Raw genomic sequence first — 15,401 nt, forward strand, 5'->3', positions numbered from 1 at the left:
TCTCTCACGCCCGCGCCGAACGGCGGTGGGTCTGTGTGCGGCGGGTTTGCTGGATGATCACCTCGGCCGCCTTTTCGCCGATCATGTAGACGGCGCTGACGATGAAGTAGCCGGGGATGCGCGGGAAAACGGAGGCGTCGACCACCCGCAGCCCCGTCACGCCATGGACGCGGAAGTCGCTGGACAGCACGCCACCCCCCGTGGCGCTGCCGATGGCGCAGGTGCAGGAGGCATGGTGCCCCCAGGCCTGGTCGCGCACGAAGGTTTTCAGCTGCTCATCCGTCTGGACCTCGGGTCCGGGCAGCAGCTCCCGCTTGGCGATGCCCTGGTCGTACAGCTTGCGGGTGACCGCGCGCACGAAGCGGATGCCCTCCACCACGCTGTCCAGGTCCTGCCCCTCCTTGTCCGTGCCTTCCTCGAAGTAATGGAAGTTGATGGAGGGGGTGTCGCGCGGATCGGCGGAGCGCAGGGTGACCTCGCCGCCGCGGTTCAGGGTGTGGGCCTTCAGGATGGCCCAGGTCAGCATGTTCAGATGCGCCGGGAACAGGGCCGAGTATCCCGGGAAATAGCCCCGGAAAAGGCCCAGCAGGCCGAAGCAGAACAGGTCCGGCATGGGCCGTTCGGGGAAGGAGCGCTTGGTCACCGCCAGCACGGCACCGTTGGTGGTGTAGACCCCCTCGCGGCTGTCCTTCCACTGCTTGTACTGGGGGTCGCCGGGGGCGAACTTGGCGCCCTTCAGCACCTCCCAGTCCTCGGTCATCTCATTGACCACGCCCACCTCGTACCGGTCCTGCATGTTGCGGCCCACGCCGGGCAGGTCGACCAGGATGGGGATGTCGAACTTGGCCAGCGTCTCCTTCGGCCCGATGCCGGACAGCATCAGCAACTGCGGGGTGTTGAAGGCGCCACCCGACAGGATGACCTCGCGCTTGGCGTGGACGGCGCGGCGCTCCCCCCGGGCGCCTGGTTGTAGGCGGCGGCGTACAGCCGTTCACCCTTGAGGTATTCCACCCCAATGGCGCGTTTATCGTCATCGAACAGCACGCGCGTGGCCAGGGCGTCCAGTTCGATGTGCAGCCGGTCGGGATGGCGGGCCGCCACGTCCAGCAGGCGTTCGCGCGTGCCGGTGCGGGTGTGGTTATGGTTGGACAGGGGCACGTAGCGCAGGCCGAAGGCGTCGGCATTCACCAGGCGCACGTCGTTGGGGTCGCCCTGCCCCTCCAGCAGCCATTCGAAGCCCTGGTCGGAGTTGGGTTCCCGCCGCAGCACCGCCTTGGCGCAATCCAGCAGCCCCTGGATCAGGGGCTTGTCGCCCAATGCCTGCAGGGGGATGGCCTTCTGGGTGTGCAGCCAGCCGCGGAAGCCGTGGCCCGTGGGATTGATGAGCCCGAAGCTCAGCCAATACAGCAGGCGATAGGGCCAGCGGTAATGGCAGTTCTCCAGCTTGTTGAACAGGCGGCGCATGGCCTTGGGCTGCCAACTGGAATCCCCGGTGAGGTCGGCGATGAACTGCCAATCCTCATTGTTGGGATAGACGATGATCTGGGCGTTGTGGGCCGTGCAGCCGCCCAGGGTGCCGGACCGGGGGTAGAGGATGCCGTTGACGGGCTTGCCCTCGAAATCCTCGACGTATTTCGGGTCCGCCGTCTGCGCCGCCTGCGAGGTGTAGTGGCGCACGAAGAAGTCCCAGCGCATGCCGGTGTTCTCGGACGCGAAGGGGTGGAACACCGGCACGTCGTAATCGTCCGGCAGGCGGTTGTCGTCGGGATAGGCGGGGTCGCCGCCCTGGCTCTTGCGCGGGTCGCCCCCCGCCTCCAGCACCAGCACGGAATACCCCGCCTCCGCCAGGCGGGCCGCCACCGTGCCGCCGCCGGCGCCCGAGCCGACGACGATGAAATCATACTCAGCGGACGTGTCGCTCACGTTTGCCATAGCCTATCCCCCGTGCCTGGCCGTGGAATTGCCGCCCCTGCCGCCGGCCCCCTGCGCTGAGGGCCGGCGGTGGACGGAGGATGATCAGAAGGTCGTCAGGAACTGGATCAGCGCTTCCTTGTCGGCATCGCTGAGCGCCGTGGTCTCGGTCGTGAAGCTGGTGCCGAAGTAGTGGCCGCGGTTGACCTCGAAATCCGGGCACTTGCTGAAGCTCAGCAGCGGAGCCCGCAGGTTGGCGAACACCTTGCGCGCCTCCTCGTCCGTCGCGTTGGGCGGCAGCTGCTTCAGGTCGTGGGTCGCCTTCTTCAGCAACTGGAACAGCTCGACATAACGGGGCAGGTTCTGCGCCAGGGTGGCGTCGTCCTTGTACAGTTCCGTGTTGGACAGCAGGTTGACCGGCGTGTCCTTCGGAATGGGGCCGACCATCAGGTCGCCATCGCCGAAGATGCTGGGCAGCCAGCGGTGCAGCGGGCTGAGCAGCGGCTTGAGGAAGTCGGGCAGGAAGCCGCCGGGCACGACCAGGTAGCTGTTGACGGAGGTGCGGTCGATCAGGAACACGCCCTTGTCGCCCAGGAACTTGTCGTGCGCGCGCCGCTCCGGCCACAGCATCTGCCGGATGGAGCTGTTGAAGGACTGCAGGCGCCCGGCGACGGAGGGGTCGTTCACGAACGGACCCACCGAGTTGTTCACCAGATAGGGCGCCGTCGACCACAAGGACACCAGCGAGGGCACGCGGGTGTAGCCGCGGCCGCCGGCCGGCATGACGTAGTCCTTCTCCTCACCCGTGAAGGGGTCGTGGATCTTGATGGTCCCGACCGAGGGCAACTGCTTGTAGGAGTCGGAGGAGAAGTTGTCCCAGATGTTGCCGGCGATGGCGTTGGTGGCCAGCGGGCTGCAGGCGTTGGTCTGCAACAGGGTCACCGGCACCCGCATGTCGGTGGACAGGTAGTTCTCCTCCAGGAAATCGGGCGCCTTGACGATCTGCTTCATCTTCTCCTTGAACTCGGGCGACTTCACCCAGGCCCAGTACTTGTCCCAGCAAGCCAGGTAGTTGGGACCGTTGCAGGTGGCGAAGTCGATATCCTTCGGCACCGGCGGCTGCTTGCTGGAGTGGCAGCCGGCGCAGGTTTCGGCGAACACCTCCTTGCCCCGGTCGAGGACGGCGGGGTCGAGGGCGATCAGCGAGGCGCCGCCCGGCGCATCGGCCAGCTTGTGGCCCTTCTGGATGTCCTTGTTCAGGAAGTAGGCGGCCAGGGCCGGCGTCTGCGCCTCCGTCGCCTGCCAATAGCTGGAATTGGCGCGGCCCACCGAAATCTGGATGGCGGTGTTGGGCACGCCGCCGAACAGGGCGTTGAAATGGCGCAGCCATTCCTCGCTGAACAGGCCGATGTTGATGTAGACGCGGTTCAGCGCGCCTATGACGCCGACGCTGTCCGACCCGTCCTTCAGCACATGCGGCGTCAGCACCTGGCGGGTGGCGTCATTGAAATCGCCGGGCAGGAACTTGTTGTTCAGTTCCCCGCCGCCCAGGGTTTCCTGCCCCCGCTCCAGCGACAGCTTCATGCGGGCGCCGAGGCCATAGACGGCATTCATGGTGCGCGGGTTGTTGATGTAGTCGGTGGAGACCAGCGACGTGTCCAGCGCCCCCGGGCGGGAGGTGTGCACCAGCTGGATCAGGTAGTTGCGTTCGTTCTTCTCGCGCTCCGGCGAGCCGGGCTTGCCGTAGTTCCAGCCGAAGATGCGGTCGATCCAGAAATACTGGGCGCCGACCACGGCGCTCATGTTCTCGAACTTCGGGTTTTCCGGATCGGCCGGCGGATTGGTCGGGCTGGGCCCGACATGGCAGAAGCCGCAGGCCATGCCGACGCGGTAGGGCCGCACCAGCGTCTTGTCGTTGTAGTAGCTGGGATCGGTGTAATAGCGCACCGGGTCCCAGCGCTTCTTCGCCTTCTCATCGAAGGCGGGGTTGGGGAACAGGCGCAGGCCCACGATGCCGGTGGGATAGCCGTAGAAAGAGCCCACCGGCACGGTGGTGCCCCGGGCACCGATCTTCACACCCGGATATTTCTTCTCATTGGCGAAGGGGTCGGCCGGGCAATTGGGATCATCCTTCACGCGCTGGTCCAGCCACAGGCCGAACTGGTCCTCGGACGGGGCCGTTGGTTCCACGAAGCAGGGCTCGTTCATCAGGCCCAACTGGTTGAAGCGGTTGTGGCGGCCGAAGGCCATGGAGGGATGGCTGGAAATGGTCTTCAGCAGGTCGAAGTTGCCGAAGGCCGTGTCGGTGATGACGTCCCAGAAGCGGTCGTTGCCGGCCGTCCACACGATCCAGTTGTTGCGGCCGATGACTTCGGTCGGGGTCAGCTTGTAGCCGCCATCCATGTCCTTGAAATAGTCCTCGTCCGCGGCGGGGAAGGTGTCGGCCGCGCGCCCGGCCTGCCGGGCCTCGTCCACCACCTGCTTGTCACCGCATCCCGACAGCAGCAGTCCCGCCGTCACCAAGGCCGCCAGGGCCCCCAAGCCAATCCGCCTCATGCCCCACCTCATGCCCCGAAAGGTTGTTCGTTGGTCTGGACATTATACGCCGGGCGAACTAGGCTCAAGCCAAAGATACAACTTACAGGAAATGTTGTTGCAGTTATTATACCGTTTATCTCGAAATATATAAGGCGTATCCATCCCTAAAGTGTAAGACCCTGCCCTGAAAGAGGTAGGCGCTCCGGGGCGGACGACGCGCCGGCATTCCGCGTATTTCCCTTCACAATCAGATGGTTGATGCCCCATGGCGGTGAGCGGCGGGGCTGATGGAGGATGAGGATGGGCTACCGGTTCATACAGGCCATGGGCTTGAATACGTTAAAGAAGGCGCTGCCATGGGTGGGGACCCTGGGTGTGGCCGTCCTGATGCTGCTGGGCCTCGGCGCGACGCAACCAGTGCGCGCATCGGACCATGCCGACCCCACGAACCTGACGGACCCCACCGCCAACATCACGGATCTGTTCTTCTATCCCGACGGGGACGACATGATCCTGATCTTCGACGTCAACCGCGCCCTGCTGGCGCCCAAGCCTTATGACCTGGCGCCATACGACTATGAGATCCACATGGACCTCACCACGCCGCTGTCCTTCCAGGATGCGGCCATCCGCGCCCGCTACGGCGGCACCGTGCTGGTGCCCGACCAAATCCACCCCGACGTCACCATCAAGGTGAAGCTGCAGGACGACGTGACGGTGAAAAGCGTCACCTACACGGGGCTGAAGGACACCGACAAGATCAAGACCTACTTCGGCGTGCGCGACGACCCCTTCGTCTTCCCGCGCTTCTTCAAGAAGAACGTCATCGCCATGGTCATGCGCATCCCGAAAAGCGCGTTCCCGGCGGACCAGCACGACTTCATCCTGTGGGGCACCACGGCCAAGGACGGGACGGAGATCGACCATGTCGGCCGGTCCATCCGCACCCAACTGCCGCGCTTCGGCTTCATCAACACGCTAGCCCCCAAGGACCAATTGACGGCGCTGATGGCGCGCAAGGCCCGGCTGGACGGCATCTACAACTACCTGCACAGCGCCAAGGAATGGTGGGCGGTGGCGGTGGCGGACATCCTGCAGTTCACCTTCCAGCTACGGCCCTATGACCTGCAGCCCGACGTCATGGTCTACACCGACCGTTTCCCGGTGGGCTATCCCAACGGCCGCCTGCTGACCGACGACGTGGTGGCGCAAACCTGCGCCTTCGGCGACTGCCTGTTGCAGGAGATTTCCTTCATCGAGGGCGGCTGGCCCCGCGCCACCGTGAACGACAAGCCCTTCACCGCCGAATGGCCTTACCTGGCCCAGCAGTGGCCGGACCAGAAGCCGGCGCCGTCCAACGCCCACAGCGTGCTGCCCTGGGTCATCCTGGGCGTGGTGGTGCTGTTCCTGGTGGCGTGGGGGGTGGTGGAGATCATCCGGCACCTGATCCGGCATTTGGTCCGGTGGTGGTGGCGCCGGGTCGACGCCTGATGACGATGTCCCGCACAGGGGCGCAGGGTGGGCTGCGGAGGGGGCTGGCCGGGCTGGCGGCGCTGTGGGCGCTGGCCTGGGGGGGTGGCGCCCTGGCGCATGATTTCTGGATCGAGCCTTCCTCCTTCCGTCCCGGCCCCGGCACCGCCGTGGCCGTGGGCCTGCGCGTGGGGGAGGATTTCATCGGCGATCCCGTGCCCCGCACCGCCAGCCTGATCGACCGCTTTTTCATCCGCCAGGCGGGGGAGGATCAGGCGATCAGCGGGGCCGACAACATCGACCCGGCGGGCTTCGTGCGGGCCGATGGCCGGGCCACGGCGCTGATCGCCTACACCAGCACCGGCAGCGACCTTACCCTGCCGGCCGACCGCTTCACCGCCTATCTGCGGCAATACGGGCTGGACCCCATCGTGGCGGACCGGGAACGGCGGGGCGAAAGCGGCCAAGCCGGCCGCGAATGCTTCTACCGCTATGCCAAGTCGCTGCTGACCGGCGCCGGTCCCGACACCGCCGTCACCCGGCCGCTGGGCTTCACCTATGAAATCGTGCCCGACACCGACCCCACCGCGCCCGGCAGCACGCCCCTGCGCGGCCATGTGCTGTTCCAGGGCCACCCGGTGGCGGGCGCGGTCGTCACCGCCCATTTGCAGGGCGATCCGACGGCGCGGCTGGCCACCCGCAGCGACGCGCGGGGCGCGTTCAGCTTTCCCTTGCGGCGCGGCGGCGTCTGGCTGGTGCGGTCGGTGCACATGGTACGGGCGGGCATGCTGGCCCACTGGCTGCACGCGCGCGACTGGGAAAGCCACTGGGCCTCGCTGACCTTCGACTGGCCCGGTCCTACGCAGGCCGCGCCCGGGAGGACGTCATGATCCGCCGGGTGCGCGGCGCGCTGCTGGCCCTGGCATGGCTGGCGGGCGCCGCCCATGCCCATGAGATCGGCACCACCCAAGTGCAATTGTCGGTGGGCCCCGGCGACACCTGGTCCGCCGTCATCACCACCGCCCCCACCGCCCTGGTGAACAGGCTGGAGGCGGCCGCCGGCCAGCCGCTGAGCCGCGACCTCACGGCGGAGCGGGTGGCCGCCATCCTGCCCGGCCACGGCGCCGCCATGGCCGCCCAGGTGGAGGTGCGCGCCGACGGCGCCCCCGTGCCCACCACCGTGACGGTGGAGCGGGTGGACATGCCCAGCGACATCACCCTGCCGGCCTTCGTGGTGCTGCGGGCCGGCGGCGCCCTGCCACCCGGCGCCCGCGCCATCACCTGGCGCTACGGCCTGGTGCACAGCACCTACGGCGTGGTGTTCACCGATGCCTCCGGCGGCGCGGCGCGAACCCAGTGGCTGGAGGGCGACGCCACCAGCGCCCCCTTTGCCCTGGCCGCCGACACGGCGCCGGTGGCCCTGCCCCAACTGGTGGTCCAGTATCTGGGGCTGGGCTTCCTGCACATCCTGCCGGAGGGCCTGGACCACATCCTGTTCGTGCTGGGCATCTTCCTGCTGACCACGCGCCTGCGCTCCATCCTGGTCCAGGTCACGGCCTTCACCCTGGCCCACTCCGTCACCCTAGGGCTGGCCCTGTACGGGGTCATCAGCCTGCCGTCCCGGGTTGTGGAGCCGCTGATCGCCCTGTCCGTCGCCTATGTGGCGGTGGAGAATTTGCTGACCACGCGGCTAACGCCGTGGCGGCCCCTGGTTGTCTTCGGCTTCGGCCTGCTGCACGGCATGGGCTTCGCCGGTGCGCTGGCCGACCTGCGCCTGGCCCGGCGCGACATCATCCCCGCCCTGGTCAGCTTCAACGCCGGCATCGAGCTGGCGCAACTGTCCATCATCGCCGCCGCCTACGCCGCCGTGGCCCTCGTGTGCGCTTCAGGGCGGCACAAGGATAAGCCCTGGTACCGCCGCCGCGTGGTCATCCCTGCCTCCTCCCTCATCGCCGCCACCGGCCTGTTCTGGACGGTGCAGCGCGCCGTGGGGGGCTGAGCCCATGCGCCCGATGCTTTCCGTCCTGGCGTTGGCCGCCGTGCTGGCAGCCGCATTGGCCCTCCACCCGACCAAGGCCGCCCCACACGCCATCGCCCTGTCCGATACGCCGGTCCGGATCACGCTGGCGGCCGACAGCGCGGCGGCGCAGCAGCGGGGTGACCGCCTGGTGCTGGCCATCTGGGGACTGAAGGCGGACAAGGCCCCAGGTGCCGGCCTGATCCTGACGCTGAACCTGCCTCGAGGCGCGACGCCGGCGCCGGAGGATCCCGGTTACGTTGGGGCGGTGAGCTTCTTCGGGGCGGAGACGCTGCCCCCGGCAAGACACTGCCCGGCGCATCGTTCGCCCTTGCCCCCGTGCTGGCGCGACTGGCCGCCGCAGGCCGCCTGCGCGGGCCTTTGGTCCTGACACTCACACCCAGCGGTCCCCTGGCCCCCGGCAGCCATCCCACCCTTGAGGGCGTGGCACTGGTCGCGGATTCTCCCTAAAAGGACGACTACTACCAAAGATATTCTCGTATTAGGTGTATCAATAGCCAATGATGCGCCCACCAGTAACAGCGGCCGACCCCGCGTGGCGGCCATTGAAGGGGGGCAGTCATGGTTGCGACTTCGCGACGCTTCATCCTGAAAGCGGGCACCGCCGGCTTGGCATTTTCGGCACTGCCCGGCATGGTCCGCCTGGCCGGGGCCCAGACATCCGCCCCCCTGCTGACGCGCTATGACGTCGCTAGCGACCAGGGCCGCGCCATGCTTCGGATTTATGCCGAGGCGGTGGGCAAGATGAAGGCGCTGCCCGCGTCCGATCCCCGGTCCTGGACCTTTCAATGGTACACGCACGCCATACCGGGGGAGGATGCGGCAAAAGCCAAGGCGGACGCCATCACCAAGGTCTTCGGCTCCGTCGCCAGCCCCAACCGGGAGCTGGCGGAGGCCATGTGGTACACCTGCCAGGCGCACCTGGGCCAACCGGAGGATTACTTCCTGCCCTGGCACCGCATGTACGTGCTGTACCTGGAGGAGATCGTGCGGGCCCTGACCGGCCGCCCCGAATTCACGCTGCCATACTGGAACTACACCGGCACAGGCCCCAACGACCGGGTGCTTCCGGCCGAATTCCGCAAGCCGACCGACGCGGTCTGGGGGCCTCTATTCCGTGAACGGCGCAATCCCGGCGTTAACGAGGGCAAACCGGTCGACCAGGGCGTCGGGCGCACTTATCTCAGCGACGGCTGCCTCAGTTCCACGCTCTACAGCGACACGCCCAGCCACTTCGTGCCCCCGATAACGGGCTTCTGCTCCAACCTGGACAGCAACCCCCACGGCGCCCTGCATGTGGACGTCGGCAACAGGACGGAGGGCATGGGTGCCGTGCCCTGGGCGGCGGACGATCCTGTCTTCTGGGTGCATCACAGCAACGTCGATCGTTTCTGGGCCAGTTGGAACGCGGCGGGCGGTGCCAACCCCACCATCCCAACCTTCCTGGCGAAGAGTTTCGTCTTCGCCAACGGTAATGGCCAGCCGGTGACGACAGTGGTGGGCGATGTGCTCAGCACCCAGCGGTTAGGCTACACCTATGATAAGCTGCTGCCCCGTCCGCCGGGCAGCCCGGCCTTCCCGCCCCAGCCCGCTGTCCTGCCGCCAGTGCCGGCCATATCCCTGCGCGCCTTCTCGCAGGAGGTGACCGCCCACACCAAGACCGCCGGTGGCGCCATCCGGCTGGGTGCGCTGCCCACCGCCGTTGCCCTGGCCGCCGCGGCGACCAAAAAGGCCGCAGGCGCCAAAGCCACCGCCCTGTTCTCCACCCAGATGGCGGCGGACGGCCCCGGCACCGCCTACTTCTTGCAGTTCGACGACCTGAGCGCCGCCAGCCCCACCGGCAACGGGTACGACATCTATCTGGATCTGCCCCTGGGCAAGCTGCCCAGCCGCGAGGATCCGTCGTTCGTGGGCGGCATCAACTTCTTCAACGCCAGCCACGCGCATCATGGCGTCAGCACCCCCCGGTCCTACAGCCTGATGGTGACTGAGGCGGTGAACCGGCTGAAGGCCACCGGGCGGCTGACGGAAGCCCCGTCCGTGCTCCTGGTGCCCACAGGCGACCCGGCGGCAGGGTCGGAACCCAAAGTGGGCGCCGTCCGGCTGATCGCCGTGTAAGCCACCGTCCTTCCCATTCTGGTTCCCAGACTTCCCTGGGCCCAGGCCCCCGCCCTAAGCCGGCGCGGGCCTGGGCCCTTTCGTTTCCAAGGCGATGGTCCCTCACCCTGGCGCCATACTACTTTACTGCGCAGGTGACAGCCCCGCGCCATTTCCGGTAATTTCACTACAAACGGGAAGGCACGCCGCTGCGGCAGCGTGCCTGGTTCCTGGGTCACGTCATCGGCAGGGTCGGGGGTTAGCTTCATGCTGGGTCGCATACGTGGGATGATGGACGGCTTGCGTCCTTCGGAGCGCAAGATCGCGGAAATCGTCCTGAAGCGGCCGCACGCCGTCGTCACCGCCTCGGTGGCGGAAGTGGCGCGCGAGGCGGACGTCAGCCAGCCCACCGTGGTGCGCTTCTGCCGGTCCATCGGGTGCAGCGGTTACCAGGACTTCAAGCTGCGCCTGGCGCAGGATTTGGCCACGGGCACGCCCTTCGTCGACGCCGACCTCATGCCCGACGACCCGGTGGCGGAGGTGGCGGCCAAGGTCATCGGCCGGGCCATCAGCGCCTTTTCCCGCATGCGCAACCAGCTGAACACCGAAAACCTGAGCCGCGCGGTGGACATCCTGGCCGCCGCCCGCCGCATCGAGATTTACGGATTCGGCGCCTCCGGCGTCGTGGCGCAGGACGCGCAGAACAAGTTCTTCCGCCTGGGCGTGCCCGTCATCGCCCACACCGACGTGCATGTGCAGGCCATGGCCGCCAGCATCCTGGGCCCCGACGGCGCCGTCATCGCCATTTCCCACACCGGCCGCACGCGCGAACTGCTGCGCTCCGTCGACCTGGCGCTGGACGGCGGGGCGCCGGTGGTGGCCATCACCTCCGGCGGGTCGCCCCTGGCGGAGCGGGCGACCGTGCCCCTGCTGGTGGACGTGGACGAGGACACCAGCATCTACACCCCACGCACCTCGCGCCTGTCGCACCTGGCCGTCATCGACGTGTTGCAGGTGGCCGTCGCCCTGCGCCAGGGCACCGCCATGGGCGAGAATCTGGCCCGGGTGAAGCGCCCCTTGCGCGAACGCCGCCTGTCGGAGCGGGTGTGAGCGCGATGCGCCGCCTGGTTCCCGCCGCCGCCCTCGCCGCCTGTCTGGTTCCCGGCGTGATGACCGGCACGGCCCGCGCCGGCATGTGGCTGAGCAGCCCGGATCTGGCGGCGGACGGCACCCTGACGGCGCCCCAAGCCTGGGACCGTGACGGCTGCGGCGGCAAGAATTTGTCCCCCGCCCTGCGCTGGGGCGGGGAGGCGCCGACGGCCAAGAGCTTCGCCCTGATCGTCATGGACGCCGACGTGAAGAAGGGCTTCCGCCACTGGATGGTGTTCAACATCCCGGCGGGCGTGCACACCCTGGCGGCCGGCGCCGGGGCGGCCGATGGCAAGGGCCTGCCCAAAGGGGCCGTGCAGGCCTTGAACGATTTCGGTCCCAAGGGCTATGGCGGCCCGTGCCCGCCGGTGGGACAGACCCACCGCTACGTCTTCACCATCTACGCCCTGAACAAGGACACGCTGGACCTGAGCCCGGACCAGCCGGCCGGCGCCCTGGAATCGCTGGTGCTGTCGCACGCGCTGGACAAGGGCCGCTTCATCGCCAAGTCCCCCCGCTTCGACGCCCCGCCGGAAAAGGCCAAGCCACCGGAGGAGAAGCCGCCCGCCAAGCCCGACACCACCAAACCCGCCCCGGGGGCGGAACCGCCCCCCAAGCCGGAACCAGGCCCCAAGCCTGAACAGGTCCCTAAACCGGAACAGGTCCAGGAGCCGCCCAAATGAGCCCGCCCGACCCGGCCGCCTTCCTGCGCCAGCTGTTCCAGGCGGGGCTGGACGCCGTATCGGCCGACACCATCCTGCCCCGGCTGCTGACGCCGGAGGCGCTGCCCCGGCCCAAGGGCCGCACCCTGGTCATCGCCGCCGGCAAGGGGGCCGCCGCCATGGCGGCGGTGGCGGAGCGGGCCTGGGGCGAGGCCCCCCTGTCCGGCCTGGCCGTCACCCGCTACCACCACGGCCAGGATCTCCGCCGCATCACCCTGGTGGAGGCGGCGCACCCCACGCCGGACGCGGCGGGCATGAAGGCCGCAGCCCAGGCGCTGGACCTCGCGGCGGCGCTGACCCCGGACGACCTGCTGCTGTGCCTGCTGTCCGGTGGCGGTTCCGCCCTGATGGTGGCGCCCGCCCCCGGCGTGACGCTGGCCGACAAGCAGGCCCTGACCAAGGCCCTGCTGCGCAGCGGGGCGGCCATCGGTGAAATCAACACGGTGCGCAAGCACCTGTCGCGCTTCAAGGGCGGGCGCCTGGCGGCGGTGAGCAAGGCCCCAGTGGTGACCCTGGCCGTGTCCGACGTGCCGGGCGACGACCCCGGCACCATAGCCTCCGGCCCCACCGTGCCCGACGCCACCACCCTGGCCGACGCCCGCGCCGTGCTGGCGCGGTATGGCATCGAGCCCGCGCCCAGCATCCGGGCGGCGCTGGACGATCCGGCCAATGAGACGCCCAAGCCCGGCAGCCTGCCGCATGCCCGCTACACCCTGGCGGCCACGCCCATCCAGGCGCTGGAGGCCGCCGCCCAGGTGGCCCGCGCCGCCGGCGTGACGCCCCTGGTGCTGGGCGACGACCTGGAGGGGGAGTCGGCGGAAGTGGCCAAGGTCCACGCCGGCATCGCCCGCGCCTGCCTGCGCCACGGCCAGCCCCTGCCCCGCCCCTGCGTCCTGCTGTCGGGCGGGGAGACCAGCGTGACCGTGCGCGGCCAGGGGCGCGGCGGCCGCAATGCCGAGTTCCTGCTGGCCCTGGCCGTGGCGCTGAAGGGCGACCCGGTCTGGGCCCTGGCCTGCGACACCGACGGCATCGACGGGACGGAGGACAACGCCGGCGCACTGCTGACGCCGGACACCCTGGCGCGGGCGCGATCCCTGGGCCTCGACGCGGCGGCCCACCTGGCCAACAACGACGGCTATGGCTTTTTCCAGGCCCTGGGCGACCTGGTGGTGACCGGCCCCACCCGCACCAACGTCAACGATTTCCGCGCGCTTTACATTCCGTGAGCGAAACGACCCACATCCTGGGCCTGATCTTGGCCGGCGGCCTGGCCCGCCGCTTCGGCGGCGGCGAGGGCCAGGCCGTGGACAAGGCGCGGCTGACCCTCGCCGGGCGGCCCCTGCTGGCCCATGTGCGCGACCGCCTGGCGCCGCAGGTCGCGGCCCTGGCCCTGAACGCCAACGGCGACCCCGCCCGCTATCGTGACCAGGGCCTGCCCATCCTGGCCGATGACGTGCCGGGGCACCCCGGGCCCCTGGCCGGAGTCCTGGCGGGCCTGGACTACGCCCGCGCCCACGGCCCCTATACCCACGTGCTGAGCGTGCCGGCCGACTGCCCCTTCCTGCCCCGGGATTTGGCGGCGCGCCTGGTGGCGAGGGCGGCGCCGGACGGTGTGGCCATCGCCGCGTCGGCCGGGCAGCGGCATCCGGTGGTGGCGCTGTGGCCCGTCGCCTTGGCCGCCCCCCTGCGCCAAGCGCTGGTGACGGAGGGCCTGCGCAAGGTCGGTGCCTTCCTCGCCCGCCAACCGCTGGCGGAGGTGGATTTCACGGCCCAGCCGGTCGATCCCTTCTTCAACGTCAACACGCCGGATGACCTGGCCGCCGCCGAGGCGCTGTCGAAGGGGTTAAGCGGCCTGGAGCTGGGCGCCCCCGGCGGGGGTATGCCCTAGGCGGCTATTCCGGGGGCCCGGTCGCGGTGCCACGCTGGTCACCCCTACCAGCGCTGAAAGGCCCACCCCCCATGTGCCAGCACGCCGGCTGCCCCCCGCATATCTGTTACATCATCCCGCCCTACATGACGGAGCAGGTGGCCACCAACGCCCCCGACCCGGCGATGCGGCGCCGGGCCCTGCGCAACTTGTATCACCAGGGCCAGTTGCGCGGCATGCGCACCGCCATGAACCAGTTCGCCTTCGCCGGCCTGGGCACGGGCACCAAGCGGCGCACCGTCTACGACGCCCAGCACGGCGGCGACCTGCCGGGCACGCTGGTCCGGTCGGAAGACCAAGCGGCGGGCAAGGACGTGGCGGTGAACGAGGCCTATGACTACGCTGGCACGACCTATGATTTCTATTTCGACGTGATGAAGCGCAACTCCGTGGACGACAAGGGCATGCGCCTTGATTCCACGGTGCATTACAGCACCGATTACGACAACGCCTTCTGGAACGGCCAGCAGATGGTATACGGCGACGGGGACGGCGAGATCTTCGACCGCTTCACCAAATGCCTGGACGTCATCGGGCATGAGCTGACCCACGGCGTCACCCAGTTCACCGCCGGCCTGACCTATTCCAGCCAATCGGGCGCGCTGAACGAGTCCTTCTCGGACGTGTTCGGGTCGCTGATCAAGCAGTATGCGGCCGGCGACACGGCGGACAAGGCCGACTGGCTGATCGGCGAGGGGTTGCTGATCCCCAAGGCCGGCACCAACCGTACCGCCCTGCGATCCATGAAGGCGCCGGGCACAGCCTATGACGACCCCACCCTGGGCAAGGACCCGCAGCCTGCGACCATGAAGGACTATTACAGCGGGTCGGACGACAATTACGGCGTCCACATCAATTCCGGCATCCCCAACCACGCCTTCTACCTGGCGGCCACCGCCATCGGCGGCAAGGCGTGGGAGGTGGCGGGCCTGATCTGGTACGAGACGCTGACCACCCGGCTGCAACTGTGGTCGGAGTTCAAGGACGCGGCCGCCGCCACGCGCGAAGTGGCGCAGAAGCACGGGACCGCCGCCGCCAAGGCGGTGGACGACGCCTGGACGGCCGTGGGCCTTTGACCCATGCTGCCGCCATGAGCACGGATCCGCCCCCGCTTGCCCCGCCCCTGCCTGTCGTCATCGAGTGCCAGCGCCAGGGCGGCCTAGCCTTCCCCCTGCGCCGACCCAAGATCAGCGTGGAGGTGGCTGACCTGGACGAGGCGGAGCGCCAGGCCCTGCAACGGCTGATGCAGGCCGCCGATATGGCCGAGCAGCCGGCGGATTACCCCCGCCCCGGTTATCCCGACGCCCTGGAAACCCAGCTGACCGTGACCTGGCCCGGCCACAGCGCCAGCGTGCGCTTCCGCGACGGCGACGGACATCCCGCCCCATTGGATGAGCTGGCGGGCTGGGTACTGCGGCATAAACGCACAGATCAAGAGAAGAAATAGCCCAGGCACACGCCATAGGTTGCACCACCCTCCCCGTTAACCATACCCTGTCCGCAACCAAGGGGACGGGGGGGGCTGGGCATGGCACGGTGGGGGCATTGG

At 68.6% G+C, this 15,401-nt stretch carries 14 protein-coding genes; 11 read left to right on the forward strand and 3 right to left on the reverse strand.

The genetic code is table 11. The features are described from left to right. Positions 1-4 precede the first annotated feature (4 nt). The 3 genes from ULB03_RS17080 to ULB03_RS17090 form a co-directional block, all read right to left on the reverse strand. Complete coding sequence (locus ULB03_RS17080) at positions 5-919, reverse strand: GMC family oxidoreductase (protein WP_322485220.1); 915 nt, start codon at positions 917-919, stop codon at positions 5-7. Beyond that, positions 880-1,923 carry an NAD(P)-binding protein gene (locus tag ULB03_RS17085; RefSeq protein WP_322484330.1) on the reverse strand — a complete coding sequence of 348 codons (1,044 nt, stop codon included), beginning with the start codon at positions 1,921-1,923 and terminating at the stop codon, positions 880-882. The genes ULB03_RS17080 and ULB03_RS17085 overlap by 40 nt, the downstream gene beginning before the upstream one ends. A 93-nt stretch (positions 1,924-2,016) precedes the next feature. Further along, entirely contained in the window at positions 2,017-4,467 is a 2,451-nt protein-coding gene (locus tag ULB03_RS17090; protein ID WP_322484331.1) for a hypothetical protein, read from the reverse strand. A gap of 342 nt (positions 4,468-4,809) precedes the next feature. On the opposite strand from ULB03_RS17090, the gene ULB03_RS17095 reads away from it, so the two are divergent. From ULB03_RS17095 to ULB03_RS17145, 11 genes are all read left to right on the forward strand, one after another. Beyond that, the gene (locus tag ULB03_RS17095) at positions 4,810-5,940 is read left to right on the forward strand and encodes a hypothetical protein (RefSeq protein WP_322484332.1); all 1,131 of its coding nucleotides are present in this window, start codon (positions 4,810-4,812) and stop codon (positions 5,938-5,940) included. Continuing rightward, positions 5,940-6,809 carry a DUF4198 domain-containing protein gene (locus ULB03_RS17100; RefSeq protein WP_322484333.1) on the forward strand — a complete coding sequence of 290 codons (870 nt, stop codon included), beginning with the start codon at positions 5,940-5,942 and terminating at the stop codon, positions 6,807-6,809. Before ULB03_RS17095 ends, ULB03_RS17100 begins: the two co-directional genes overlap by 1 nt. Then, positions 6,806-7,918, forward strand: a complete 1,113-nt coding sequence (locus tag ULB03_RS17105) for a HupE/UreJ family protein (RefSeq protein ID WP_322484334.1) — start codon at positions 6,806-6,808, stop codon at positions 7,916-7,918. Before ULB03_RS17100 ends, ULB03_RS17105 begins: the two co-directional genes overlap by 4 nt. Positions 7,919-7,922: 4 nt before the next feature. Then, positions 7,923-8,327 (forward strand): hypothetical protein, encoded by a 405-nt coding sequence (locus ULB03_RS17110; RefSeq protein WP_322484335.1) that lies wholly within the window; start codon positions 7,923-7,925, stop codon positions 8,325-8,327. Between the two features lie 191 nt (positions 8,328-8,518). Next, entirely contained in the window at positions 8,519-10,075 is a 1,557-nt protein-coding gene (locus tag ULB03_RS17115) for a tyrosinase family protein (protein WP_322484336.1), read from the forward strand. A gap of 246 nt (positions 10,076-10,321) precedes the next feature. After that, a complete protein-coding gene (hexR, locus tag ULB03_RS17120; RefSeq protein WP_145732134.1) occupies positions 10,322-11,164 on the forward strand; it encodes a transcriptional regulator HexR in 843 nt (280 codons plus the stop codon). Positions 11,165-11,169: 5 nt separating this feature from the next. Further along, positions 11,170-11,886, forward strand: coding sequence for a YbhB/YbcL family Raf kinase inhibitor-like protein (locus ULB03_RS17125; RefSeq protein ID WP_322485221.1), 717 nt, complete (start codon positions 11,170-11,172; stop codon positions 11,884-11,886). Next, on the forward strand, positions 11,883-13,151 hold the full coding sequence (locus ULB03_RS17130) for a glycerate kinase type-2 family protein (protein WP_322484337.1): 1,269 nt from the start codon (positions 11,883-11,885) through the stop codon (positions 13,149-13,151). Before ULB03_RS17125 ends, ULB03_RS17130 begins: the two co-directional genes overlap by 4 nt. Then, positions 13,148-13,813, forward strand: a complete 666-nt coding sequence (mobA, locus tag ULB03_RS17135) for a molybdenum cofactor guanylyltransferase MobA (RefSeq protein ID WP_322484338.1) — start codon at positions 13,148-13,150, stop codon at positions 13,811-13,813. Before ULB03_RS17130 ends, mobA begins: the two co-directional genes overlap by 4 nt. 71 nt (positions 13,814-13,884) lie before the next feature. Then, positions 13,885-14,928, forward strand: coding sequence for a M4 family metallopeptidase (locus tag ULB03_RS17140; RefSeq protein ID WP_322484339.1), 1,044 nt, complete (start codon positions 13,885-13,887; stop codon positions 14,926-14,928). Positions 14,929-14,942: 14 nt separating this feature from the next. After that, positions 14,943-15,299, forward strand: coding sequence for a protealysin inhibitor emfourin (locus tag ULB03_RS17145; protein ID WP_322484340.1), 357 nt, complete (start codon positions 14,943-14,945; stop codon positions 15,297-15,299). Positions 15,300-15,401: the final 102 nt, after the last annotated feature.

Origin of the sequence: Nitrospirillum goiasense (assembly GCF_034427435.1) — a bacterium.
In the GTDB taxonomy this organism is placed as follows: Bacteria; Pseudomonadota; Alphaproteobacteria; order Azospirillales; family Azospirillaceae; genus Nitrospirillum.

Coding starts and splice junctions, on each gene's coding strand:
- ULB03_RS17090 (WP_322484331.1), bottom strand. CDS start 4,467: ATGAGGCGGATTGGCTTGGGGGCCCTGGCGGCCTTGGTGACGGCGGGA.
- ULB03_RS17115 (WP_322484336.1), top strand. CDS start 8,519: ATGGTTGCGACTTCGCGACGCTTCATCCTGAAAGCGGGCACCGCCGGC.
- ULB03_RS17125 (WP_322485221.1), top strand. CDS start 11,170: ATGCGCCGCCTGGTTCCCGCCGCCGCCCTCGCCGCCTGTCTGGTTCCC.
- ULB03_RS17110 (WP_322484335.1), top strand. CDS start 7,923: ATGCGCCCGATGCTTTCCGTCCTGGCGTTGGCCGCCGTGCTGGCAGCC.
- ULB03_RS17140 (WP_322484339.1), top strand. CDS start 13,885: ATGTGCCAGCACGCCGGCTGCCCCCCGCATATCTGTTACATCATCCCG.
- ULB03_RS17105 (WP_322484334.1), top strand. CDS start 6,806: ATGATCCGCCGGGTGCGCGGCGCGCTGCTGGCCCTGGCATGGCTGGCG.
- ULB03_RS17100 (WP_322484333.1), top strand. CDS start 5,940: ATGACGATGTCCCGCACAGGGGCGCAGGGTGGGCTGCGGAGGGGGCTG.
- ULB03_RS17145 (WP_322484340.1), top strand. CDS start 14,943: ATGAGCACGGATCCGCCCCCGCTTGCCCCGCCCCTGCCTGTCGTCATC.
- ULB03_RS17130 (WP_322484337.1), top strand. CDS start 11,883: ATGAGCCCGCCCGACCCGGCCGCCTTCCTGCGCCAGCTGTTCCAGGCG.
- hexR (WP_145732134.1), top strand. CDS start 10,322: ATGCTGGGTCGCATACGTGGGATGATGGACGGCTTGCGTCCTTCGGAG.